General features: G+C 42.6%; 25 protein-coding genes and 2 pseudogenes. 6 read left to right on the forward strand and 21 right to left on the reverse strand.

Going from position 1 to position 24,570, the window contains the following annotated elements; all coding sequences use genetic code 11:
* Positions 1–6: 6 nt before the first annotated feature.
* Positions 7–2,190, reverse strand: coding sequence for a pre-peptidase C-terminal domain-containing protein (locus DRB05_RS09145; protein WP_128726669.1), 2,184 nt, complete (start codon positions 2,188–2,190; stop codon positions 7–9).
* Positions 2,191–2,727: 537 nt separating this feature from the next.
* Here DRB05_RS09145 and DRB05_RS09150 point away from each other — a divergent pair.
* Entirely contained in the window at positions 2,728–3,255 is a 528-nt protein-coding gene (locus DRB05_RS09150; protein WP_128726670.1) for a hypothetical protein, read from the forward strand.
* Between the two features lie 17 nt (positions 3,256–3,272).
* Positions 3,273–3,707: a hemerythrin domain-containing protein gene (locus DRB05_RS09155; RefSeq protein WP_128726671.1), complete on the forward strand. Its 435-nt coding sequence runs from the start codon at positions 3,273–3,275 to the stop codon at positions 3,705–3,707.
* A gap of 61 nt (positions 3,708–3,768) precedes the next feature.
* On the opposite strand, the gene DRB05_RS09160 is transcribed toward DRB05_RS09155, so the two are convergent.
* The 11 genes from DRB05_RS09160 to DRB05_RS09210 all read right to left on the reverse strand — a co-directional run bounded on the left by DRB05_RS09160 (position 3,769) and on the right by DRB05_RS09210 (position 14,863).
* Positions 3,769–4,506, reverse strand: coding sequence for a sulfite exporter TauE/SafE family protein (locus tag DRB05_RS09160; RefSeq protein WP_128726672.1), 738 nt, complete (start codon positions 4,504–4,506; stop codon positions 3,769–3,771).
* 34 nt (positions 4,507–4,540) lie between these two features.
* The gene (locus DRB05_RS09165) at positions 4,541–5,230 is read right to left on the reverse strand and encodes a pirin-like bicupin family protein (RefSeq protein WP_128726673.1); all 690 of its coding nucleotides are present in this window, start codon (positions 5,228–5,230) and stop codon (positions 4,541–4,543) included.
* An 83-nt stretch (positions 5,231–5,313) separates the two neighbouring features.
* A complete protein-coding gene (locus tag DRB05_RS09170; RefSeq protein WP_128726674.1) occupies positions 5,314–6,213 on the reverse strand; it encodes a LysR family transcriptional regulator in 900 nt (299 codons plus the stop codon).
* Between the two features lie 25 nt (positions 6,214–6,238).
* A complete protein-coding gene (locus tag DRB05_RS09175; RefSeq protein ID WP_128726675.1) occupies positions 6,239–8,092 on the reverse strand; it encodes a monovalent cation:proton antiporter-2 (CPA2) family protein in 1,854 nt (617 codons plus the stop codon).
* A gap of 107 nt (positions 8,093–8,199) precedes the next feature.
* Entirely contained in the window at positions 8,200–8,628 is a 429-nt protein-coding gene (locus DRB05_RS09180; protein WP_128726676.1) for a GNAT family N-acetyltransferase, read from the reverse strand.
* A 258-nt stretch (positions 8,629–8,886) separates the two neighbouring features.
* Complete coding sequence (gene feoB, locus DRB05_RS09185) at positions 8,887–10,971, reverse strand: ferrous iron transport protein B (protein ID WP_128726677.1); 2,085 nt, start codon at positions 10,969–10,971, stop codon at positions 8,887–8,889.
* A 17-nt stretch (positions 10,972–10,988) separates the two neighbouring features.
* Positions 10,989–11,216, reverse strand: coding sequence for a FeoA family protein (locus DRB05_RS09190; RefSeq protein WP_095729668.1), 228 nt, complete (start codon positions 11,214–11,216; stop codon positions 10,989–10,991).
* Between the two features lie 245 nt (positions 11,217–11,461).
* Positions 11,462–12,661, reverse strand: a complete 1,200-nt coding sequence (gene arsJ / locus DRB05_RS09195) for an organoarsenical effux MFS transporter ArsJ (protein ID WP_128726678.1) — start codon at positions 12,659–12,661, stop codon at positions 11,462–11,464.
* Between the two features lie 6 nt (positions 12,662–12,667).
* Positions 12,668–13,678 carry an ArsJ-associated glyceraldehyde-3-phosphate dehydrogenase gene (locus DRB05_RS09200; RefSeq protein WP_128726679.1) on the reverse strand — a complete coding sequence of 337 codons (1,011 nt, stop codon included), beginning with the start codon at positions 13,676–13,678 and terminating at the stop codon, positions 12,668–12,670.
* Between the two features lie 21 nt (positions 13,679–13,699).
* Positions 13,700–14,056 carry a metalloregulator ArsR/SmtB family transcription factor gene (locus tag DRB05_RS09205; RefSeq protein WP_240036229.1) on the reverse strand — a complete coding sequence of 119 codons (357 nt, stop codon included), beginning with the start codon at positions 14,054–14,056 and terminating at the stop codon, positions 13,700–13,702.
* 435 nt (positions 14,057–14,491) lie between these two features.
* Positions 14,492–14,863 (reverse strand): hypothetical protein, encoded by a 372-nt coding sequence (locus DRB05_RS09210; RefSeq protein WP_128726681.1) that lies wholly within the window; start codon positions 14,861–14,863, stop codon positions 14,492–14,494.
* 397 nt (positions 14,864–15,260) lie between these two features.
* Between DRB05_RS09210 and DRB05_RS09215 the strand changes: the two genes are divergently transcribed.
* The gene (locus DRB05_RS09215) at positions 15,261–16,100 is read left to right on the forward strand and encodes an EamA family transporter (protein WP_128726682.1); all 840 of its coding nucleotides are present in this window, start codon (positions 15,261–15,263) and stop codon (positions 16,098–16,100) included.
* Between the two features lie 7 nt (positions 16,101–16,107).
* Entirely contained in the window at positions 16,108–17,049 is a 942-nt protein-coding gene (locus DRB05_RS09220; RefSeq protein ID WP_128726683.1) for a bile acid:sodium symporter family protein, read from the forward strand.
* A 16-nt stretch (positions 17,050–17,065) separates the two neighbouring features.
* On the opposite strand, the gene DRB05_RS09225 is transcribed toward DRB05_RS09220, so the two are convergent.
* The 6 genes from DRB05_RS09225 to DRB05_RS09250 are packed head-to-tail and all read right to left on the reverse strand — an operon-like array spanning position 17,066 to position 22,333.
* Entirely contained in the window at positions 17,066–17,503 is a 438-nt protein-coding gene (locus DRB05_RS09225) for a GNAT family N-acetyltransferase (protein WP_128726684.1), read from the reverse strand.
* On the reverse strand, positions 17,500–18,528 hold the full coding sequence (locus DRB05_RS09230; RefSeq protein WP_128726685.1) for a S66 peptidase family protein: 1,029 nt from the start codon (positions 18,526–18,528) through the stop codon (positions 17,500–17,502). Before DRB05_RS09230 ends, DRB05_RS09225 begins: the two co-directional genes overlap by 4 nt.
* 22 nt (positions 18,529–18,550) lie before the next feature.
* Positions 18,551–19,921 carry a TrkH family potassium uptake protein gene (locus tag DRB05_RS09235; RefSeq protein ID WP_193554565.1) on the reverse strand — a complete coding sequence of 457 codons (1,371 nt, stop codon included), beginning with the start codon at positions 19,919–19,921 and terminating at the stop codon, positions 18,551–18,553.
* Positions 19,921–20,577: a TrkA family potassium uptake protein gene (locus tag DRB05_RS09240; RefSeq protein WP_128726686.1), complete on the reverse strand. Its 657-nt coding sequence runs from the start codon at positions 20,575–20,577 to the stop codon at positions 19,921–19,923. The genes DRB05_RS09235 and DRB05_RS09240 overlap by 1 nt, the downstream gene beginning before the upstream one ends.
* Before the next feature lie 20 nt (positions 20,578–20,597).
* The gene (locus DRB05_RS09245; RefSeq protein WP_128726687.1) at positions 20,598–21,299 is read right to left on the reverse strand and encodes a response regulator transcription factor; all 702 of its coding nucleotides are present in this window, start codon (positions 21,297–21,299) and stop codon (positions 20,598–20,600) included.
* Positions 21,299–22,333, reverse strand: a complete 1,035-nt coding sequence (locus tag DRB05_RS09250) for an ATP-binding protein (protein ID WP_128726688.1) — start codon at positions 22,331–22,333, stop codon at positions 21,299–21,301. The genes DRB05_RS09245 and DRB05_RS09250 overlap by 1 nt, the downstream gene beginning before the upstream one ends.
* Positions 22,334–22,461: 128 nt before the next feature.
* On the opposite strand from DRB05_RS09250, the pseudogene DRB05_RS22950 reads away from it, so the two are divergent.
* Positions 22,462–22,551 (forward strand): annotated as a pseudogene (locus DRB05_RS22950) (transposase); the annotation flags it as partial.
* A 257-nt stretch (positions 22,552–22,808) separates the two neighbouring features.
* Here the strand turns inward: DRB05_RS22950 and DRB05_RS09265 are convergent.
* The 3 genes from DRB05_RS09265 to DRB05_RS09275 all read right to left on the reverse strand — a co-directional run bounded on the left by DRB05_RS09265 (position 22,809) and on the right by DRB05_RS09275 (position 24,262).
* On the reverse strand, positions 22,809–23,126 hold the full coding sequence (locus DRB05_RS09265) for a hypothetical protein (RefSeq protein ID WP_128726689.1): 318 nt from the start codon (positions 23,124–23,126) through the stop codon (positions 22,809–22,811).
* A gap of 122 nt (positions 23,127–23,248) precedes the next feature.
* The gene (locus DRB05_RS09270) at positions 23,249–23,536 is read right to left on the reverse strand and encodes a hypothetical protein (protein WP_128726690.1); all 288 of its coding nucleotides are present in this window, start codon (positions 23,534–23,536) and stop codon (positions 23,249–23,251) included.
* Between the two features lie 165 nt (positions 23,537–23,701).
* Positions 23,702–24,262, reverse strand: coding sequence for a hypothetical protein (locus tag DRB05_RS09275; RefSeq protein WP_128726691.1), 561 nt, complete (start codon positions 24,260–24,262; stop codon positions 23,702–23,704).
* A 144-nt stretch (positions 24,263–24,406) separates the two neighbouring features.
* Here DRB05_RS09275 and DRB05_RS09280 point away from each other — a divergent pair.
* Positions 24,407–24,570, forward strand: a pseudogene (locus DRB05_RS09280) (transposase); the annotation flags it as partial.

Here is a 24,570-nt window from a genome sequence, read left to right on the forward strand (position 1 = left end):
TGTTACTTAGTTCGCTTTGATATTCAGTGTTACACCGCTTGCTGCGTTATAGCCACGTAAATCAATATACCAAGTACCTTGTTGTGGGTTTGCAATCGTACAAGTCTCGTTGTTACCGTTTTTATAAGGGCGACACTGATAGCTCGACGTTGTTGATTGAGAGCCAAAGTTTACGTATAGATCCGCATCACCTGAACCACCTGAAATACTCACTTCAAGGTTGTTGTAGCTAGCATTTAGATCTTGCGTGAAACGTGTCCAACCGCCAGACGCCACGCTGATATTTGACTCAGTGCGGTCAATTGGTTGAGTTCCACCCGTTGAGCTATATGTACCAGTCAACGTTACACCCGAAATCTGATTCCACGCTTCAACCATCACGTAGTACTTACCAGCTTGAATGTTGCTAATGTCGCAGCTTTCGTTGCTTGTAGACGTTGTGCTATTGCAATCATAGGTGTCTAGCGTCGGACGAGAACCAAATTTCACATAAAGGTCAGCATCACCGCTACCACCAGAAGTGGTGAAGTTTAGGCTAGTCGCATCAGCTGGCACATCAAGGGTAAAAAACATTTGCTCTTTTGCCGCGCCACTGATCCCAGTACGAGGTTGACCATTCGTCAACTCTTCGTCGCCACCGGGAGGTGGTGGTGGATTTGTATCACAGCTACTGCCAGAGCTTAAGTTGGAGTTAACACCAACCGCAGCTAGCGCGGCTTGCACATCACCGGGCTCATATCCTAGGTCACATGCTGCGTCCATTACGCCGTTACCAGCTAAGTCCCAGTCAGTATTCGCGGTCCAATACATTTGGTTAGCTTTTGCCATTACGATAAAGGCTTTTTTCGTATCCCAACCTGCCGTAGTTGCTAGGTTGTAAAAAGCTTTGTTGAACACCCCTGAGGTGTGATGAACATCCATGCTGGACGTATAATTAGATTGGTGATCGATTGAGCGACCGTCTTGCGTTGGGTCATTCATATAACGCAGTGCCCCGCTACCTTTAAAGATATCTTGACCAACTAACCAATCATTGCTGCCTTTCATATAAAATTCAGCGGCTTCACCAGCCATATCAGAAAACGCTTCGTTCAAGCCACCTGACTTATAACGGTATACTAAGCCTGAGTTTTGCTCTGTGAAACCGTGACTCACTTCGTGAGCAGATACATCAAGACTTACCAACGGATAGAATGTATTTGCACCATCACCAAATGTCATCGCGCTGCCATCCCAGAACGCGTTTTCATAATTGCTACTATAGTGTACACGCATTTTAAGCTGGAACGACAATGGTGCAGTACCTAGCCAATCGTTGTACATGTTAAATACTACATTGCCAAAATAATGGGCATCGTTTAGCGGTGAGTACGCACCATTAATTTCTTTAACTGTATTTTCTGGGCACGTAAAGCTATGTGCAGTCGAACCACTGCTACCGTGATTTAGGTTGATTGTCTTAACATTCGCATTAGTCATGGTACAAGTGTTGCCTGACTGCGCCACGTCTAAATGATCATAATCAGTACCATACTGATAGCGACCCGTCTTTTGGTTACCGCCTGGACCCGTCGCATTGGCATGCTGCAAGTTGTTGAAACTTTCTAACACTTCACCTGTATTTGCATCAATGATCAAATATGGGCGCTTAGGCTCATCACCATAAGTAACAAAAGTGACTTCATACACTAAACGCGCCGTTGAATTACTATCAAGCCAGATCGCAAGACGAGATTTCTCATTATGCTTTTTAAGCTTTTTGCCTGCACTAAGTGATTGCTTTTCAAACTGACTCAATGCCATTTTGGCATTTAGCTTAGGTTTTACCGAACCGATGTCAGCCGCGATGTTATAAACTGCTGCGCCGTGAGCCTTCTTAAGCGTACCGGCATCGTCAAAGGTTAAAATGACCGAATCGCCGATCACCGGTAATCCTTGATACATTTGTTGGAAACGCTTAGTTACTTCACCTTTTTTACTATTAAAGCTTTTAAGCTCTTTTAGCTGGCTCGCACTTTCTAAGCCAATCAGTACCTCTGGCTGTGTACTTAACACAGTCTGAGAAGCCGATTTAAGCATAGTATTAATGTCAGCTTGCTGATTTAAATATTGTTTTGTCGCAGCCTGAGCACTGAGCGAAGTAAACGCAATCGCACATGCCGTAGCCATAGTTACTGTAGATAATTTCACGAATTACACTCCTAGTATTGTTGTTTTATTGTCCTTTTCATCATCGCTTTACAAGAAGCATTGGATGAAATATGACTGTTTTCTCCTTCAACTGCAGAAGACATGGCAGGCCCATTGGCACTCGCCATGCCTTATTAGACTAGGCAGCAATTCGAATAAATAAACCCCAAATTTAACATTTTAATAATATTTAATTTACTTTAAATATTTATGCAATGCTTTCATGCATTTGTTTAAAAAACAGACCCAAACTTAATATCTTGAATTAAGTAACAAAACATATCTTTGTAAATTTTTTGATACGATATGAGTAAATATGCCAATTTCATCCCTAACCTATCTTTAAAATCATTATGTTGTATCAAAACATGTAGTAACTACTCGGTAATTCTTTCTGGCTAGTGCTTCATTTATTCAATCTTAGAATCCACGGAAATCGGAATTATCCATAAAATTCAATAGATTAAAAAGCTCTTTCTGTCGGTATAACACTTGCAGTTTGAATAATTACAAGCTGCAACGAATTTAGGAGGAGTAATGGGTAATCTTGAAATATTATCCTATGCAGATCATAGAGTTGGGGCTGTTCTAACAGGGAGAGTAGCCGCAGAAAAATTGCAAAATGAATTGCTAAATAGTCACCTTGTTCAGCATGAGCATCTAGAATTGGTCAATCCGAATGATAAGAATGCTGACAAAAAGCTTGAATCTAAAAGCGAAAGTCGTCTTGCCAAAAATATGCTCAATTGGCATTTGTACCTTGGCAGTATGGGGGTGATATTAGGCTTTCTCATCGCCGGACTGTTAGTGAGCTACGGCCCCGCTTTTACACAAGCGAATCCTTATTTGACGTTTATCGCTTTACTAAGCCCCGGCTTATTTATAGGGCTATTTGCTTCAGGCCTTATTTCTTTGCGTCCAGATAAAGATGCATTTAATCAAGCAGTAATGAATAAAATCGCAGAGGGCAAATGGCTGCTCATCATCAAAACGAATAATGAAGCGCACCGGAGCAAGCTCATATCGTTTTTCAAAAACACTACCAAAGCAGACGTTTTAAACTAAAACAAGAGGTAACCTACATGGAAATTTTTAATGCAATAAAGCAAGATCATGATCATCAACGCGCCCTTTTGAATATGTTGGCTGACACTTCTGGTGATTCAAAAGTCCGTGAAAAGTACTATAAAGAGTTGAAAGACGCGCTAGAAGCGCATGCCATCGCAGAAGAAAGGTACTTTTACGCCCCGTTAATGGAAAGCGACATGACGATCGAAGACTCTCGCCACGGTATCGCCGAGCATCATGAGATTGATGAGTTAATTGAAGCACTGGATAAGACGGAGTTTTCCGATCCTAGTTGGCTAACTAAATTGAAAAAACTCAAAGACAAAGTTGAGCATCACTTAGCTGACGAAGAGCAAGCATTTTTCCAACGTGCAGGTAAGGTACTTGATAAAAGTGAAAAGTCGCAGCTTGCAGATGAGTATCAAAAAGAGATGGAAGAGCAGCTATAGCTTTCTATGCCCACAACATGTTGTGGGCATTTACTTTGCTAGATTTTGGTAACCGATACCATCACAGCAATTTACCAATTAATACCACTCCAAGCATGAGCAGTAGTCCGTTCATCACCAGCAAAAATTGCTTTTTAGGCAAGCGTTTCGCAAGGTACACGCCGAGTCTATTACCGAGCAATGCTAAAGGTGTAAAACAAATAGCAAGCAGCACATGTTGCCACTGTAACAACCCAGTTGCAGAGAAGGTCGCCAACTTAATCACATTCATCAGTGCAAATAGTACCGCAACCGTCGCGATATAAGCCGTTGGCTCCAATTTTCGAGTGTTAAAATACACCATAAGTGGTGGGCCGCCAGCATGAATTAAGGTGGTGGAGATACCAGCTGCTGTAGAGGTGCTCGCTGCCAGTAACCTTAAGTGCCCAACACTTTCAGGTGTATTTTTAATAAGTAGGCTTTTAAGCGCAAATATTATGCTCATCGCTGCAATCACAACCGTCAGCCAAAATTCACTGACGCCCTGAAGAAAAAGCGTTGCTAAAGCTATCCCGACTAGCGTACCTGGCAATAACCGCTTTAGTTCCGTCATGTTCCATAAGCGCCAGTAACTCTTCAGGCTAAAAACATCCGCCACGATAAGTAGCGGAAGCATCAAAGCAATGGCGTCCTTAGGATTCAACACCATCATCAAAATTGGAACAGAAAACGCCCCTAATGCGCCTGCAAAGCCAGACTTTGAAATACCACTTAGCAGAACGACAAGGGCAATTACCGCAAGTTGAATTGGTTCTGTCATTCTTCAATTCCTTTAGTTTGAGGCGCTGAATTTATTAATTAAGTAATAAAAACCACAGCGCTTCAACATCTGTTACTGCAGTAACCTGCATGTTGTCACCGGCATTCAGGCCGATACCGTCTCCTTGCTGAAATGCCTCACTATCGAGCGTCACTTCGCCGCCAACAATGTGCAAATAGGCTTTTTGCGCGTGCGCATTCAGTTGAATCTGTTGACCTTGATGTAACTGCAAACGGTGTATTTCAGCTTCAGCATTGATACTCAGAGTGCCCCCCACGCCTGTAGGCGTAACAATGGGCGTAAGTGCACTACTTTGTTTAATTTGAATTTGTTCATAACTCGGCGTTATGCCTTTAAGCTTTGGCTCTATCCAAATTTGTAAAAAATGGGCAGGCGCTGTCTTTGAAGCATTATATTCTGAATGAAGAATGCCACTACCTGCGCTCATTCTCTGAACTTCACCTGCCGCCACAGTAAACTGATTGCCCATACTATCTTGATGTGCTAATTCACCGTCAATGACATAGGAAATAATTTCCATATCTCGGTGACCATGAGTATCAAAGCCATGACCACCAAGTACGGTATCATCATTGATCACCCTAAGATTACCAAATCCCATGTGGGCGGGATCATAATATCGACCAAATGAGAAACTATGTTGGCTTTGTAACCAACCAAAATCTGCTTTACCTCTATCTTGTGCTTTTCGAATATATCGCATGTTTCGCTCCAAACGCATGTTGATGATCTCAGTCTATTGCCTGTTTGAAACGGATAAAATTTGATAATTTAATATCAACCATTCTACTCAATAGAATCTTCCAGCTGCATGCACTGATATCTTAATTCACCAATAAATGCGCGCGCGGCGGGCCCAAGTCTGTCACCATCTTTAAAAATGAGATGAAGCTGTGCTTTACGCTGACTATGTTGTGATAGTGGTAGCGGTTTCAAAACGCCAGAGTCTAGTTGCGTTTTGATAGCCGGAATGGGCAACCAAGCAAATCCTAAGCCTTGCGCTATCATATCTATCGAGGTTGTCATATGGCTCACCGTCCAACGTTGATGCGCCCCCAACCAACCTTCATCTTTTTTACGCGAGATTGCAGAGTCTCTTACTACGATTTGACGATGGGACTTTAAGTCCTCGAATGTAAGCGCGCGACCAAATTGGTGTAATGCGTGATTGGGATTTGCCACTGCAATAAACTCGATTTGGCACAACTCTTCACTGAACCCGTCTTGTAAAGTCACAGGAGAAATGGCGATGTCTACGTCAGTATTTTGCAAAAGTTCAGATGCACCCGTTAATACAGACTCAACTAACTCGACACGCAGCAAGGGATATTGTGCAGATGTATTTTCTAGCACTTTATAGAGCACCTGCTGTGGAAAAATTTCATCGACCGCTATGCGCAGTTGACTCTCGACTCCCTCGCCTAGCGTCTGACCAACCGCTTCCACTTTTGCCGCTTCTTCCAATAGATAATTGGCACGGCGCAGCATCATTTCACCCGCTTCGGTCAACAAAGTTCTTCGCCCTTCGACTCTAAAAAGCTTAACACCAAGGCCCTCCTCAATTTTATGGACCGCAGTGTGGATACTTGACTGGCTTTTATGTACTTCTTTGGCAGCTTGATTAAAACCACCATATTCGACAACGGCTCTAAACATGCGCCATTGCTCTAATGTCACTCTCAACATACTGATCTAATCCAATATTTATACGCTATCGTTCAATAGCTGATGGTTTATCTTCACAATTTTCACCATGGCAGGTATTAAGATCTTCTTGTGCTTTTTCGTCCGCCTGCAGCACTTGTTTGAGGTCTGCCATACGCTGACGAATCGCAATACCATAACTTTCATCGTCTCCCCACACATCAGCGAGCATATGCATAGATTCAACATCGTGTTTGGTAAAGAGGTGGCCCGCTCGTGCAACATCTTCTTCACTATGACCCAATAACTTGAGCGCCTGTTCACCTAACTTCACAGCAGAGACAAAGGTCTCTCGCTCAAACGCAGTAACACCCAATTTTATCAATTGGTAGGCATGACGACGGTCAGTCGCACGAACCACGAGTTTTAGATGAGGGAAGTGTTGTTGCGCCAACCTGACGATTTCGAGGGTTTTATCTGGTTCATCAATCGCCACAACCAGCATTTGCGCCTCGTGAGCCCCTGCGGCTTCAAGCAAATCTAATCGTGCACCATCGCCATAAAACACTTGATTGCCAAAGCGACGTAGTAGCTCAATTTGACTTGGACTGTGATCCAAAATTGACAAATGATAGCCCTGCGCGTGGAGCAAACGTCCTATCACTTGACCAAAACGCCCATAGCCGATCACTATGACGTTTTGTGTCGCTTCCATCGTCTCTAAGCTATCTTCTTCATGGGTAGTATTGGCCTGACGTTCAACGATTTTGTCATAAAGAATAAAAATGAGGGGCGATCCGAGCATAGATACCGCAACAACCAACGTAACTAACGCGGCTTGATCTGGAGTTAAGATTGCTAAACTGCCAGTAACCGAAAGTAGTACAAACGCGAACTCTCCGCCTTGACACAGGGCAGCAGTAAATAACCATATCGCTCGCTGGTGCAGTGAAAACGCCATCGCCAACAAATATAAAATAACTGCCTTTAACCCCATTAACAGCAGCACTGAAGCCAAAATAAATGACCACTTTTCAGCTAATAAAGCAAAGTCAATTGATGCGCCGACTGTGATGAAAAATAGCCCAAGTAACAGCCCTTTAAACGGCTCGATATCGGCTTCTAATTCATGGCGAAATTCACTTTCCGCGAGGACGACACCCGCGAGAAATGTCCCAAGCGCAGGAGATAAACCGATACTTTGCATCAATAACGCGGTTGCGATAACGATAAATAGCGCCACCACGGTAAATAATTCGCGCATTCGAGTGCTGGCGATATATCTAAATAACGGCGCAGCGACATAGTGCCCAGCAGCGATAATAGCTAAAATGACAAAAACAGAAATAGCCACTTGAAGGTAAGTCGGAAAAGCGTGTAATAAATTTCCGTGACCATCACTCACAGCCAAATCACTAAATGCTAACAACGGCATAATCGCGAGAATGGGGATCACGGCTATATCTTGAAATAACAACACCGAAAACGCATTTTGACCGCCAGATTGTTTAATCAAGCCTTTTTCATTTAAGGTTTGCAGTGCAATGGCGGTAGAAGACAGTGCCAACATTAATGCAATGGCTAATGATTGCTGCCACAAAAAGCCAAGCGCTAAATCAATCGCGAAATAGAGTACAGCCGTTGTTATAACCACTTGTAAACCACCAAGACCAACTATAGAGCGACGCATCGTCCATAGCCTTTTCGGTTGTAACTCCAGTCCAACTAAGAATAGCATCATCACTACACCAAACTCGGCAAAGTGCATGACGTCGGTTTGCTCCCCCACAAGATGAAGAAGGTGAGGACCAATTAAGATCCCTGCCAATAAATATCCAAGCACAGAGCCAAGCCCTAGCCGTTTAGCGATTGGCACCGCAAATATCGCAGCAGCCAAATAGATAGTCGCGAGCAGTAACATAATAAAAAACACCTGTTGTTGTTATCGTCTTTATTATGTTCAGGGTAAATGAATTTATCCAGTATTCGTTCTAAAAAACAAAATATAAATGAGTAAAAAACCTGAAATTAATCTTGTAAATCCGAATATATAGTGGGATGGCAGATCTGCATCAAAATACTTGGATCTGGCACCGCTACAAAGCCAAATTTTTCATATAAAGTATGCGCATCAAGAGTCGCCAACATAAAGCGTCTCAGACCTTGTAGCTCTGGATGCTCAACCACAGCTTGAACAATCGCTTTGCCTACCCCTTTACCTCTAGCACTTTCATCAACTATCACGTCGGCAAGATAGGCAAAGGTGGCATAGTCGGTTATCACGCGACAAAAGCCTTGAAACTCGCCTTTGTCATCCAAATAAATGAAACTCAGGCTATTTTGAATGGCTTTTTCTAGCAACGCTTTAGGCATCTGTTTTGCCCAATATGAATTTGAGAGTAGCGCATGAATAGTATCAAGGTGGCGCAAAATAAGAGAAGTATCATTGGTTATCATTATTGTCCCTGTTAACAGCAAAATAGAACTAAAAATTAAGCGATTTTTAGCGAGAAGCAAAGTGAAATTTTCACAGTCATAAATCTTTCATTATTGCGTCACCCTTCCGTCAATAACACAGCGTAGTCTGCTCTGTGAAGACTCCCCTTGATTGATTTAGAGTTGTTGGCAGTGTTGACTCAGTTGACACTGCTTTTTTTGCTTGATACCAAACATAAAAAACGGCGCTCTAAGCGCCGGGAACCAAGCTTTTAATAACTAACCTAAGTTTATTTGATAGGTTGGCGGTTGATTGAGTCTATTACCAAGTCGAGACAACCCTTTCCACCACGCAAATCCAAACAACAACATCGCTACAATCCAAAGCGAAGCACTCGTTGGCGAGGTGCTTAACTGGCTAGCTTGGTAGACTAAAGTCGCCATGATATAAGCAATTGAGGTCGTCCAGCCAATAACAAGCCACATCCACTTACCGCCTGATTCACGTTTAATTGCACCTAATACCGCTACACAAGGAGTATAGAGCAAGATAAAGACAAGATAACTAAATGCACCGATTTGACCATTAAATTTCGCGGCCATTGCGGTGAGTAGCGCAGTACCACTTTCTGCGCCAGACTCTAATTCGTTAAGTCCCAACGGATCACCAAGGTTTGCAATAAGATCTTTACTATTGTCCACTATCGTCATCAGCGCTTCTTTTAACGCAGCCAACAATGAAAACTCTCCCCCTTCATCTGCAGCACCGGTGTAAAGCGCATCTAAAGTGCCAACGATAGCTTCTTTGGCGAACATACCAGTCACAACACCAACTGTAGCAGGCCAGTTTTCCTCTTTTAACCCAATCGGCTCAAAGATTGGAGTGACCACTTGTGCAGCCTTAGCCAAAAGTGATTTATCTGTATTCTCATTGCCAAACGAACCGTCGGTACCAATCGAGTTTAATGCACTGAGTAAAATAACCACCATGACAATTGTTTTGCCAGCACGTTTGATAAAGCCGCTCAGGCGCTGCCAAGTAGTGATGAAAATATTGCGCCAAATTGGCATATGATACGCGGGCATCTCGGTAAACGAGGGTAATTTTTGCGTTTTGAATACTTGCTTTCTAAATAAAAAGCCAGAGCCTACCGCAACCACTATGCCAAGCAAATACAGGCCAAAAACAACATTAGCTCCGTTCGTTGGAAAGAAAGCCGCAGCAAATAACGCATATACCGTCAAACGCGCGCCGCAAGACATAAATGGCGCCATAATAATTGTCAGTAATCTATCTGACTCTCGGCCCATCGTTCTTGACGCCATAACCGCAGGCACATTACAGCCGAATCCAACAATCAAAGGAACAAAAGCATTGCCAGGTAGACCAATAGATGACATCAAACGGTCAATCACAAACGCGGCCCGAGAAAGATATCCACTGTCTTCCAAAATGGATAAACACAGATACAGCACAGCAATAACAGGGATGAAGGTCGCCACCAATTGAATACCTGCGCCAAAACCATCAGCCAATAACACACCCAGCCATTGAGGTGCGCCAATATCTGCCAGCAGGATCTTTACACCATCGATGAGTAAGGCACCCACGGCGATGTCAAAAAAGTCGATAAATACAGCACCAACATTAACCGCAATAGTAAACATTAAATACATCATGGCTAAGAAAATAGGCACACCAAGCCAACGATTGAGCACGATTTTATCAAGTGTTTCTGTCGTATCTGCACGTTTTGGCGTAATGATACTTACGCCATCAGCCAATTTTTTTACTGCTTGGTGACGGGCGACCGCTTTTTCGAGGGGATCACTGCTGGTGCTTTCGACATTTGCAGCCACAGGAGTTTTAGGAAAACGAGTGATCTGCGCGAGTTGTTCCAACAACGCTTCTTGTCCTGTACCTTTAGCGCCGTGGAAAGGCACTACAGGTAATCCTAACTGTTCAGAGAGTCTTTTTAAATCTAGCGTTCTCCCGCGCTGAGTTGCAACATCAACCATATTTGCAACAACGAGAATTGGTTTACCTAACTCTTTCAGTTGGGAAGTTAATACTAGATTTCGCTGTAAGTTAGCGGCATCCACGATGTTAATGATGACATCAGCTTCATTTTGCTTTAGGAAGTCACACGCGATTTGCTCATCTTGGCTTGGCTCAATTTGCTCCATGCTATAGAGACCGGGTAAATCTACCAATTCTACGTTTGTGTTTTCTAAAGCAAAATAGCCGAATTTTTTCTCGACAGTTACCCCTGGCCAATTCCCTACTTTTTGTTTAGAGCCGGTCAGGCGATTAAATAATGTGGTTTTCCCGCAGTTCGGGTTGCCCACTAACGCAATTTTCATACGTGAGCCCTTTATAACTATAAAACTTCAATTTCAACGAACTGTGCGTCGGCCTTACGCACGCTCACAAAGGTATCGCCAATTTTCACTTGTATCGGGCATCCAAGTGGTGCGACGTTAATGACTTTTATTTGCTCACCGGGAATAATTCCAAGTGCCATTATTCGACTTAATAACGCAGTATCTGGATGGGTAAGAGAAGTGATGGTTGCTGCGCTATTTTTGGAAAGTTTATCTAATGTCATTGATTATGAGAACAATTTGCAATAAAAGTATGGCGCATCATACCCCATCAGCTATTTTCTTTAAACCAGATTGAGATAATAAACTATTATTACACGCCGAATGAAGGTGCCTGCGCACCTCAATATCAGCATAGACATAACCTCAAAATGACATAGAAGCGGCCGAACTTTTAATAAAGCTCAATTAAGGTATGGCCAATGTTACTTTAATAAAGTGGGTAGTACGGCTAAGACTTCATTTATAACTAACTCGGTAATCGTCGAGAAATTATTCCTGCCAACAACAACAGTATGCTTGATACTACCAAACAAGCCGCCAAGCCATACTCCAAAAAGATCCAACCTGATAGTACTGTACCAATTAGTCGCCCAATAGCGTTCGCCATATAATAAAAGCCAACATCAAGTGACACTCCATCACTATCAGCCAAACTTACAATAAGGTAACTATGAAGGGATGAATTGATAGCAAACACAATGCCAAAGAGCAAAAGTCCAACGACTACCGCTAAGCTTGTCCAGAGCTGTGCTTGAAGTGAGATAGCAATCAACAGCGGAATAGCCGCTAAATATAACGCCCATCCACTGACTTTACTTGGTGTTGATGCAAACTTATCACGACTAATAAATCTAGGTGTTGTTGATTGCACGATGCCATAACCGATAACCCAAGTAGCCATAAAACCACCAACCCACCAATGATCCCAACCGAACTGCTGTGATAAAAAGACCGGAAGCGCAACCACAAACCAAACATCCCGCGCGGCAAATAAAAACAATCGCGCAGCAGACAAAATATTAATTGCTCGGCTTTTTGAAAATACATCACTAAATTTGGGTTTACTTTTAGCCTTACCTAAATCGCTTTTTAAGCTGATCAGGCTAAATAGCCAAACTAATAGCAACATGATTGCCATCAACCACATCGCGCCGGTAAATCCAAGTAAGGTAAGCAACAACCCCCCAAGAAAAAATCCGACGCCTTTTAGTGCATTTTTAGAGCCGGTAAGTATTGCAACCCACTTAAATAGCGTGCCTTCTTCACCCGATTTTACAATGGCCTTTATCGCACTTTTGGCACTCATTTTATTAAGATCTTTGGCGATACCAGAAAGCGCCTGCACGGTCATAACGTAAGGTACGCTTAGCCAGTGCGTTGGTACAACTAACATCAATAATGCAGCTATTTGTAAGCCTAAGCCAATATTCATAGTGCGGTTTAAGCCAATACGTGCACCAAGCCAGCCTCCAATTAAATTGGTGACAACACCAAAAATTTCATAAAAGAGAAATAGCATGGCGATTTCAAGCGGGTTATAACCCAAGTGATGAAAGTAAAGTACCACCAACATTCTGAGCGCACCATCGGTCAATGTGAACGCCCAATAGTTACCTGTCACAATAAGGTATTGCTTGATATCTTGAGGTAAGGTGCTCAGCTGCATAATGTTTTATTCGCCTAACGATAAACCAACTTTGCGTACTAATTCCGCAGTACGATTTGCATAACCCCACTCGTTGTCATACCACACGTATAATTTAACCTGAGTACCATTAACCACCATGGTCGACAAAGCATCCACGATGCTAGAGCGCGGATCTGTTTTATAATCGATAGAAACTAAAGGTCGTGATTCATATCCTAAAATTCCTTTAAGCTCGGAAGCAGCAGCTTGCTCCATCCAGTGATTAATCTCTTCTACTGTGGTTGGCCGTTCGACCTCGAACACACAGTCTGTTAAGGATGCATTCGCCAATGGGATACGAACAGCGTGGCCATTTAGCTTACCTTTTAATTCTGGAAAAATATGGGTGATTGCAGTCGCTGAACCAGTTGTTGTCGGAATTAAACTCATGCCACAGGCTCTCGCGCGGCGTAAATCCTTATGTGGCGCATCCAAAATGGTTTGCGTATTGGTGATATCATGGATTGTGGTCATTGAGCCATGCTTAATACCTATTTTGTCTTGTAGTACTTTAACAACAGGTGCTAAACAGTTTGTAGTACAAGATGCTGCAGTCACTATTTCATGTGGCTGTTCATCATAAATATGCTCATTCACACCCATCACTATGTTTAGCACGCCGTCTTCTTTGACTGGTGCAGTAACGACAACCCTTTTAACACCCTGATCTAAATAATGTTGTAGTAGAGCTTTGGTTTTCATTTTACCAGAGGCTTCTATAACTACATCGCATTGTGACCAGTCAGTATCAGCAATGTCTTTATTTTGGGTTACCGATAACTGATGACCAGCTATTATGATATGGTCATCTTGATGAGAAACTGCGTGTGCCCACTTGCCATGCACCGAGTCAAACTCCAATAAATGGGCAAGTGTCTCGGCGTTGCCCGCAGGATCGTTAATTTGTACAAACTCGATTTCAGGCCAGTCAAAGCTCGCGCGAAGCGCCAAACGTCCCATTCTACCAAATCCATTGATCCCTACTTTAATCGTCATAAACCCTCCAATATCAAATTATTAGTTACAGCAAGCCACCATACGTGTTGGGCGCTCACCCATCATGTTGAGTCTTCCCAACTCTACCTCAATGTATTCTGGTTGATTAACCACGGTTGCTTCTATCACCGCTTTCATCCATGGCTGCAGCCTTGGGTTTATGGAATAAAATACCCATTGCTTTTGCTTACGATCACACACGATCTCTGCTTTCTTAAGCTGAGCCAAATGTCGTGAAACTTTGGGTTGGCTATCTTGTTCAAGCGCGACCATTAGCTCGCAAACACATAACTCACCTTCTAGCATTAGCATGGCAAGCGTTTTTAAGCGGATCTCATCTGCTAGAGATTTATAAAATTGAAGAGGTGAAAGCTGCATCATCCACACATAATAAATTTATTATATAATAGTATTGTTATGCAATTATTGCGTTGTGTCAAACCAATCTTCCTTCATTTTCGATTAGAGAAACCAACACTTTCTATTTAACTTGAGTTGAGGATAAGTAAAGATCTAACTCATTGCTTTAACATCACTTTAAGTGATTTTCTCATCTAACCAAAGAGTTGCGGGGCAACATCGCTTCCACGTGCTGCTCTGGCTAAGGTACCTACCTCCATTCGGCAAGGCGATTTACGCACCAATAGCTGGCTGCTAAAAGCGATGAAAGGAGCTTTCCCTGAGGCTGGGAAAAAATAGAGAAATTACTGAAGCATTAACTGCTTGATCTCTGGTTAAGGTGGGAAGATGAAGTATAGGAGCAAAGATTAAACGCTTGCAGCGAGAGAAGGTCTCTCGCTGCATGACGGTTAATTAATGACCTGTCTCATAATCAATATGAGCAGAGTTTGTTGTCTCGTAAGTACCGTCAGTGTATAGAATAGTTGCCGTAGCATTATATTGGCGATAAGCGCGAATAGTCATATAACATGTTGTGCCGCCAGAACAGCTCGCATCACCGTTCCAAATCACTTTACTGATCGGTTTTGATGCGTTAGCAATGTAAAATTTACCGCTAGTCGAGTTACCAAAAGAAAAGTCTAGTCCAGAGCAGTGATTACTTCCATTTCCCCATACGTTTCCGCCTGATTTAACATTCAAAGAGCATCGTAAATCAGCTGCCTGAGAATCAAGTGACAATGTACCGAGTAAAACTAGTGCTGAAGCTATTAATGTTGTTTTCATTATTATTTCCTTTAATTTATTTGTAATAACAACCAAGACACCTTGGTTAAAAATAAACTACACAATAAAAATAAAAATTTCAATTTTTTAACCAAGGCAAACTAAAAATTTACAAAGAAAATAAAAAATAGCAATTAGATCAGGTTCATTGCTTGATTTAAGCAAGACATAGGCTACATAAGAAATTATCGGCTTAAGAAAAAAGGCCGCAGCGGCGGCCAAACACATCATGGGTAAAACAATGTAGGGATGTACTGTGAATACACGACCATTGTATGTGACTTATTATAAATTAAAATCACATTATAAAGATCAATATCATCGCTTTTTTCGAACACTCAATTTTCTACGACACTCGTGATACAATTGCTAGATTAAAAATTACAACTAATTAACTATGCCATTACTTTGGGTTGTTACTTTACTTTGGGCGTTCTCGTTTTCGTTGATTGGTGTCTATCTGGCAGGTCAGGTCGATGCTTGGTTTAGCGCTTTGTCCAGAACCTTACTTGCAGCGATTGTGTTTATTCCATTTTTGAAATTGAGTTCAGTGAATAAAGAGTTGATAATCAAGCTGATGGCAATAGGTGCAGTACAGATTGGTCTGATGTATGGCTTTTACTATCATTCCTTTTTATACCTAAGCGTACCTGAAGTGTTGCTATTCACTGTGATGACACCCATCTATATTACTGCACTCAATGACTTACTAAACCGCTCGTTCAACGCCACTTTCTTGCTGTCTGCACTCATTGCTATTGTTGGTGCAATCACCATTAGATTTACTGAGCTTACTAGCGACTACCTTTTTGGCTTGCTATTAGTTCAAGGTGCAAATCTTTGCTTTGCAATCGGCCAAGTAAGTTACAAACGCTTAAGTAACCATTACCAGCTGGTACACCATCAAAGCTTCGGTTTTTTCTTTATTGGCGCCTCTTTAGTGCTCACCATTGGATTTATGCTATTCGGCAATCCTCAGCAACTCCCAAGTGATAATCTACAATGGGGAATACTGATTTATTTAGGCTTGATTGCTTCAGGCGTAGGGTATTACGTCTGGAACTTAGGACTGACCCGCGTCTCGGTGGGTGAACTCGCAGTAATGAACAATGTGCTGATCCCAGCTGGGATTATTGTCAATTTGCTGATTTGGAACCGAGAAGCAGACCTAGTTCGCCTGGGTATTGGCAGTGCCATTATTTTTGCGGCGCTTATCTATAGTAAAAAAGAGAGCTAAGCAGGCTATGACAAAAATCGTACAACTATTCCCTCTTTGGGCCATTATTTGCTCAGTAATAGCGTATCTTTTCCCAACTCTATTTAGCGCATTTAAAAGCGGCATTATTCCGTTATTAATGTTGATCATGCTGACAATGGGTTTAACCCTCACTACAAAAGACTTTTTACGCGTACTCGACAACAAAAAAGCCATTTTCGTCAGCGTGCTGCTTCAATTTACAGTGATGCCAAGTGTTGCCTACTTGATTGCCACCACAATGAGCCTAGAAACTGACTTATTAATTGGTATGATTTTAGTGGGCACGGTTGCTGGCGGCACAGCTAGTAACGTTTTGTGTTATCTCGCCAAAGGAGATGTTGCGTTATCGATTTCTATGACCGCGATTAGTACTTTACTCGGCGTGTTCTTAACACCACTAATTACCACATTGATGATTGGCCAAGTGGTTGATATTCAGTTTTCTGATATGTTGATCAGCCTGCTAAAAATTGTACTACTTCCGGTGACTGTGGGCGTTGCTTTCAATACCTTGTTTGCCAAACCACTAACGCACTCTGTTATCAAAACAACTCCGATACTGCCTTTACTTTCAATGCTTTCAATCGTTTTTATCATTGCGGTGATCGTTGCTCTTAATCAACCTAAACTTCAAAGCATTGGGCTCGTTATGCTGGTTGCCGTGATCCTGCACAATACTACAGGGCTACTTTTGGGTTATTTCATTCCAAAACAGCTCGGTTTTGACGAGAAGGTATGTCGCACCATGGCCTTTGAGGTGGGTATGCAAAACTCGGGGCTTGCTGTTGCGCTTGCTATGAAGTTCTTTACTCCTGCAGCGGCCGTAGCGGGCACCCTATTTTCTATTTGGCATAATGTAAGCGGCTCGATATTAGCAGGAATATGGCGAAGAAGCGCCACCAGCTCATCTGATAACAATAAAGCCTAATATCAAAGGTTAGGCTTTATTGTAATTGCTTATAAAAGTGAATTTTGCAATCCGATGAGCCGTTGATTTGTTCACATTTTACAATCTGGTAATCGCGGCTTATTAGCATCAATAGCATGTTTTTGAATAGGTTTCTCGACTTTACTCTAATGGCGCTATAGCCTTGCGCTTTGCACCAAGTTTCTTGCATCACCAACAGCTGCTTGGCAATACCTTTGCCGCGATATTCGGGGATGACCGCGCCTAACCAGCTATAAAACTCGTTATTTGGTAATTCGTGACCTAGCTTATACCCTACAGGCTTGCCTTGAGCGTACGCCACCAGCAACAAGTGCTGTTTATCTCGCAGTTTATCTACGACTTCCTCACGCTCTCTTGGCGTAGCAAATTCAGGAATTTGGATTTCTATTGCGAGGAGGTCATCTATCGAGCCGACTTTATATTTTAGATTCATATTAATGTCTGTGTAATTGAAAAGGTATCGCCAACAGTCACTTCGGCATATGCGCCGTTAATCAGCGTTAAATTCGGCGCTTGATGGCCAATATCTACATCGTATAGCACAGGGAAATCAAAACCAGTAAAGACGTTTTGCAATGCATCTACGTGCGTCCAGTCGCTATCTTTTGCTAGTGGCTCTGGATTTCGACCAATCAAAACTCCAGCGACTTTCGAAAACCAACCTCGTAATTTAATACTTTGCAGCGCACGATAGTATGCCGCTGGCGGCATTTCGCCATTTTCAAAATATAAGATAATCGACTCATCAGGGTGCGCCTGTGAAAAAGCGTCCAGATCAAAATATTCCGTACCAGCCAATAACATGTGAATATCCAAACAGCCGCCTAATAATCGACCAGCAAACTGCTGCCGATGATTTCCATTGGCCAAAATACGCCATTGAGTGGTCGCGGACAAGTTAAATCCAGCATCGGGAAAATCAACAAAATTGAGTGGCTCAGCTTCAAAATGTGTCGAGGGAAATTGCGTAAAATAGTCATTAGGCGCACGCCTCAAATGGTCAAAAAGTCCAACCGTTAATGCGTCTTGTTGATGGACATTTAATTGCATAAGGTTAGTTGCATGCACGCTTGCCCAACCTAGTTTGCAAGTTACGGCACTAAGCAAAGTGCTGACGTCAGAGAAACCGATGATCCACTTTGGCTGTACTTGTGCTAACTGCTCCCAATCAAGTTGGCTCAGCAGATCCATTGCAATTGCACCGCCCCATGGCGGCATAATCGCGTCTATTGTGTCATCTAGTAAATATCCCATAAGTTCATTAGCACGGCTTTTGACATCTGCGCTAACGTAGTTGTGATTAGCTCGCAGGCATTCACCAACCACGAGTTCAAAACCTTGTTGCGCTAGATAATTCAAAGCGTTGTCTAACCTCGCGTGCATAGCAGCAGGTACGCCCGCTGAGAATGCCGTGATCGCAATTTTACTGCCCGCTTTCAAGGGTTTGGGATACTTCATAATGATTTCCATTATTTTTTGCTTATCCTACCTGAATTTCCGCTTTTGCATACTTTAAATTCTCTCGTTTCGGGCGAGCGATTAAGTATAAAAAGGTTAACGGCCCCAAGCGCCCAATCAGCATTAAAAAGATGATTACCGCTTCACCAGGTTCAGACAATGAGCCGGTGATCCCTCGAGACAAGCCAACTGTGCCTAACGCCGACACCGCTTCAAACGTGATATCCGTTAAATTTGCCTGCTCGGTGATCGTCAAAATAAGGGTTGCGAGCATCACAGTAAAAAAGTACACCACGGTGAGGCTAAGCGCCTTAAATACCGTTTCAGGCGAAATTTGTCTGTGTCCGATAGCAACTTGCCCCCGGCGTCTCAGATAAGCGTAAGTTGCCATTAATAGCACCACAACCGTGGTTATTTTAAGACCACTGGCCGTACTCATAGAGCCGCCGCCTATTATCATTAACCAAATGGTCAGTACGGTACTTTCATCATTTACCAGCGCAAAGTCAACACTGTTAAAGCCCGCTGTACGTGGCGTCACGGCTTGCATCCATGCAGTGATCACTTGCTCAGACAATGGTAAATTTCCAAGGGTCTCAGGATTGTTTGCTTCAAAAAGCCAAAATAAGCTAAATGCCAGCACATTTAATACCGCAGTTGCTATCAACACTAGCTTAGTGGCAGATCCAAACCGGCTCCAACGGCGTCTTTTCACTATATCCATCAACACCACAAATCCAAGTCCGCCAATCACAAATAATCCCGATATCACAAGATTAACGACCCAATCACCACGAAAACTGGTTAGGCTGTCATCATGCAGTGCAAATCCCGCATTGTTAAAAGCCGAAATGGTGTAGAAGAAGCTTTGCATTATCGCATCACCCAGCGGTAGCGTTTGATACCAATGAGCAAGTAAAATGGTAAACCCAATCGATTCGATGATCAGTGCATAAACTAACACGCATTTGGCTGTATCAACCAACTGGTCAAACCGATCAATGCCAAAACTTTCTTTTGCGATCAGTTGTTTACTAATGTCCATTTGCTGCCCCATCCCCCGCAGCACTACAACCGTAATGGTCATAAAACCAAGTCCACCGATTTGAATAAGACCGGCAATTACGAGATGACCAAAGGTAGTAAAATCATTTGGCGTACTCAATACGGCAAGCCCTGTTACCGTTACCGCGGAAGTTGCAGTAAATAGCGCTTGCATCACTTTGATGTCTTGGGTGTGTGCTATCGGTAGTAGCAGCAACATAGTACCTAAAGCTATCAGCCCACAAAACCCTATAAACAGAACTGCAGGGGGACTTAGCCTCAGCGGCTTTTTGCGGGCTTTGAGCTTACTATTTGAATAGGGGAAATAATGGGGGCTCCATGTTTTCATTACGCCTCCAGTTTTAGCGCGATAGAATTTAACGCTTTTAACTGACCGTTGAGGATCACTTTATCATCTTCGTTGATCAAAAATGTCTCTGCCGGATTGGTATAACACGTTTTACCGCGCTGCACTAACACAGCCTTGATTTCGCCTTTTGCACGCTTTAATAGGGTTGCCAAAGACTGCCCGCAGCTTAATTTATTCACGATGACTTCCACCATATAAAAGCCATGTCCCAACTGCATATATTGATTGACCATAGGGTAATTCAGTGCTTGTGCAACCTTGATCCCCATTTCTTCTTCAGGGTGGATCACACGTGTTACGCCTAAACGAGATAAAATTGTATGATGCGCTTCTGAGCTGGCCTTAACCCAAATTTGCTCAACGCCTAAGTTCTTTAACGAAAGCACACATAAAATGCTAGCTTCTAGGTTTTCACCAATGGCGACCAGTACCGCTTTGCTTCTCGTAATATCTAGCTGGCGTAATGCCGTTTCATCGGTCGCATCCAAAGAGGTGGCATAATCAATATGCTCAACAACTTGGTTCACCACACGTTCGCGACTATCTACCCCTATCACTTTATTACCAAGTCGTTTTAATTCCAAACAAGCCGCAAAACCAAATCGACCTAAACCAATAACTACAAATTGTGCCATAACAACCTCTATATACTTCGTTACGAGAAATGCTTATTGAGTGGTAAAAGTAAAAACCGATAACCAACCCCAGGCTCAGTTTCTATGATTTTTGGTGTAGCAGCATCGTCACTGAGTTTCTTACGTAACTGGCTGACCACAATCCGTAAATAATGACTATCTTCGACATGGCTTTCGCCCCAAATTTGCTTTAATAAGGTTTGCTGACTGACTAACTCTTGTGCTCTTTGCGCAAGCATACTAAGTAGTGCAAATTCCTTTTTCGACAGTGCTAATGGTGCGTTATCCATAATGACTTGATGCTTTTGTAAATCTATCATCAACTTGCCGTAGTCAATGGCAAGCAAGCGTTTGTTCGGTACTAAATCTCGTAATAGCACTTTGACGCGCACCAACAGCTCTTTGATGCTAAAAGGCTTCGTCAGGTAGTCGTTTGCGCCGCCCTCCAGCAGTTTAATCTTCTCGGCCTCTTGATCTCGTGCAGTTAAGATCAATACAGGTAGCTTGCTGGTTTCTCGGATCTTCTTCAAAATGCTATACCCATCAAAATCTGGTAGCCCAAGATCTAAGATCACCAAGTCTGGCAGCTCACCTTTTAGCACCGACATGGCTTCCTTCCCGGTGCTGGCTTCCACATAATTAAGCCCTTCAGCTTTTAATGCTAAGCGGATAAAACGACGGATCTCTTCTTCATCGTCAATCAATAGAATGGTGTGGGTCATCAATGCGCCTCCTCTTTTGGCAAACTAACTTCCATTGTGCAGCCTTGCGTCGTCGGCAAAATGCGAATATCACCGCCGTGCGCACGAATAATACCTCTCGCCACACTCAGCCCTAAGCCACTGCCACCGTCTTTACTGGCGCTTTGTCGAAACGAGCTAAAGGCGCTAAAGACTTCTTTTTGTCGAGCGACGGGGATCCCGGGACCATTATCCTGAATAAATATCAACAACGCTTGCTGCGTTTCTCCAAAGGAAATCTCAACCCGCTCTCCACCGGGACTAAAAGTGACTGCATTTTCAATTAAGTTAAACAGAGCTTGCTCAATGAGTGCAGCTTGTATCGTGAGAATTGGACTCATATTCTGAGGCATTCTCGAGACGCATGGCGCACCTAGCCGCAAAATGACGTTATCGATCAATACATCAATTGATGTTGGTTGCTTAAAAAGCGAAAGCTCATCTCCCTGATGCTGTAACTTGGTGGCTTGCAAGATATTTTCGATATAGCGAAACAAACGGTGGCTTTCAGAGCGTGCCGATCCCAACAACTCGTTTTGCTCATCTTGGTCTAACTTATCGCGGTAGGTTTCTAGCGTTTCGAGCGCGCCCATCACCGCCGCAAGTGGAGTACGTAAATCATGAGAGACTGACAACAAAATATTCGATCTTACGTTTGCGACTAAAAGTAGCTGCTTTTGCTCTTTGATATAGCTCGATAAATAGCTAGTAGCTAATGCCACAACGATAAATACCACTAAATTGACCACATCTTCGGTATTGTTCATATGAAGCGTGTATCTGGGTTCTGTGATGAAAAAGTTGAACACTAGACTGCTAGCAATCGCCACTCCCAGTGCCATCCAACGTTTTGCGATGAGAGAAACAACAACAACGCCCAACTGCAATACCAACAGTACACTGATCGCCGAATGTAACAGCGAGTCTAAGATAACAGCAAAAGCACTGGTTAATAGCAAAACCAGTAAACTAACGAGATACTCGTTCTTGGCAATAAACCCATTCTCAGAAAACATAGTGACTCCAACTTGCGCTATGTCTTTATTCTATCCTTGTCGAAATTTCGTTGCCGTATAATTTGCGTAAAATTTACTTAGCTTGAGGTTATTTAGCACAAGAGCCTGTTTATCTCTCAAGTTGGTTTTTGCATGTTGATGATAAAAAGGCGAAGCGCGTATCTGATAAAGCCATTGTGATACGCTGGCACAAGCTGTTTAAAAGCAAGTGGGTAACTTAGAAGTTCATTGAGGAATGGCCAAGAGCGAGTGTTGACCACTTATAGTAAAACACTCAAAAAACGAGGGCGCACAAACCTAGCAAATTGTGAACGTTTGCTGGCTGGACCAAATAAAGGCTTTAGCAATAATGCCTCAAGCTGCGCTAACTGTAGCCTCCCCCATGCCGTGCGCGATAAGCTGATTTTGACGTCGAGAAATACGTAAACGCCAGCCAGGCTTAGTACGTCCCACCTATAATTGATTCATTATGTGTTTACTTCCCCACTGCAACCAATTTATCTTGTTCGAATTTAAACGCGATATTTTCAAAAGTCACAACATCACCTTCATCAACAAGAAATGCTTCAGGCTTGGCTTGCCTTAATAGAAATAAAACATCTTTTTTGCTTTTACCTTCAATTCCTTTGACAATTAAGTTACCCATATCGGCAATTAACTGGTCTTGATGATGCAAATTCATAGACTGATATTTTTCGGTAAGAGCTTGGTCGACAACAACAAAAAACCAATATGTGTTGCTACCTATCAAGAACAAAATTGAAACGATAAAAGCGAACTTCCAAGTTTTCATGTGACTCTCTTAAACATCGGCAGTAGCGGCAAGAGGCGCTATTTTTGCGAAAGCAAAAAAGTGACAATTGCCGGAGATCCGCTACCTGCCCGTATTATGTGCATATTACTTTAAACTATCGACTAATCGATTAAAAATAACAGACGATCATCAGCTTTAGATGGAGTTAACTCGATAATTTCTGGTTTAACCACATTTTCAATTACAAAAGGATCTTCAGCGACAATTTCTTCAATTTCCTCTTTGGACACATTCACCGCAACAATACCACCGCCTGCATTTGGTTGCAGACTGCCGGATAACAAAAATATACCCTTATCAAATCCCGCTTGAAGCCATTCTTTATGGCCTTCCATAAAATCTTTCGCTTGAGACTTATTGTCTGAAAATTTTAATTGGATGATAAACACTTTTTACTCCTTTAATGTATTACTTAAATTCATTTTAAAATAACTGAGCTATCTAAAGAATATAATGCCATGCTAAAATCAATAAAATAACAGAATAAGCTGAGCAAATAATGAGCGCAAGCCAGCTTTTTGTGTCCGTCCTTTTAAGCGCGTTGTTATGTGAATTTACAGTGAGCGCGCACTTTGCCAGAAATTATTAGTGTCTAAGTTCTTGTTCCAAAGCTCAAACTTAGCACGGTGACTTTCCCATGGTTCATCTAAGACTTCACGTGTATCAGTGAGAGAGTAAGCCATACCTTCCATAAACCATTGAGGAGTATCTAGCCATACCTCAAAGTCACCGAGTTTTTCATGCTGTAAATGATGAACAAATTCATGAGAAAGAAAAGTCGAGTTCCAACCTCTAGGACCTACGACTATACCAATTGTACTAATTGTTATAGCCCTCATTTCCTCAAGACCGAATGAGTTAAAGCAGGCAGAGGTAGAGCAAAAAATTACTCTAGGGCTTTTCTCGAATGAAGCCACCTTTTTTTCTGTGAAAAAATATGCTGATGAATACAGCTTTGATGCTTCATCAAGTTTAGAAGAGTCATCAATACAGATGGTAGCACTAACACAGTCCAAACCGTTAAGCTCAGGAGCCAATATTCGGATAGGTTTGTATCCGTACCAAAAAAATAATGGGCTTAGGAGCACAGCAACGAGTAGCAATTTCTTCTTCATATTTATCCATCTACATAACGCCTCGCATAATCGATTAATACTGGTGAGGCATAATGAATCGCTGACACCCACCACTAATTTGCACCTTCCAAAGATACTGCCTAAACTTTGAATCTACACTCAAAGGATTGAGGAAACCAAACTATGGCTACTGCCCGTAAAAAGCAAATCAGTTTAACCGACACCAGATACTACCACTGTATCTCCCGCTGCGTAAGGCGCGCGTTTCTGTGCGGTGAAGATAAATTTTCTGGAAAATCATACGAGCACCGCCGGGATTGGGTTGAAGAAAAGCTCCTGATGCTGGG

It is taken from the genome of Pseudoalteromonas sp. A757, from assembly GCF_004103285.1.
GTDB lineage: Bacteria > Pseudomonadota > Gammaproteobacteria > Enterobacterales > Alteromonadaceae > Pseudoalteromonas > Pseudoalteromonas galatheae.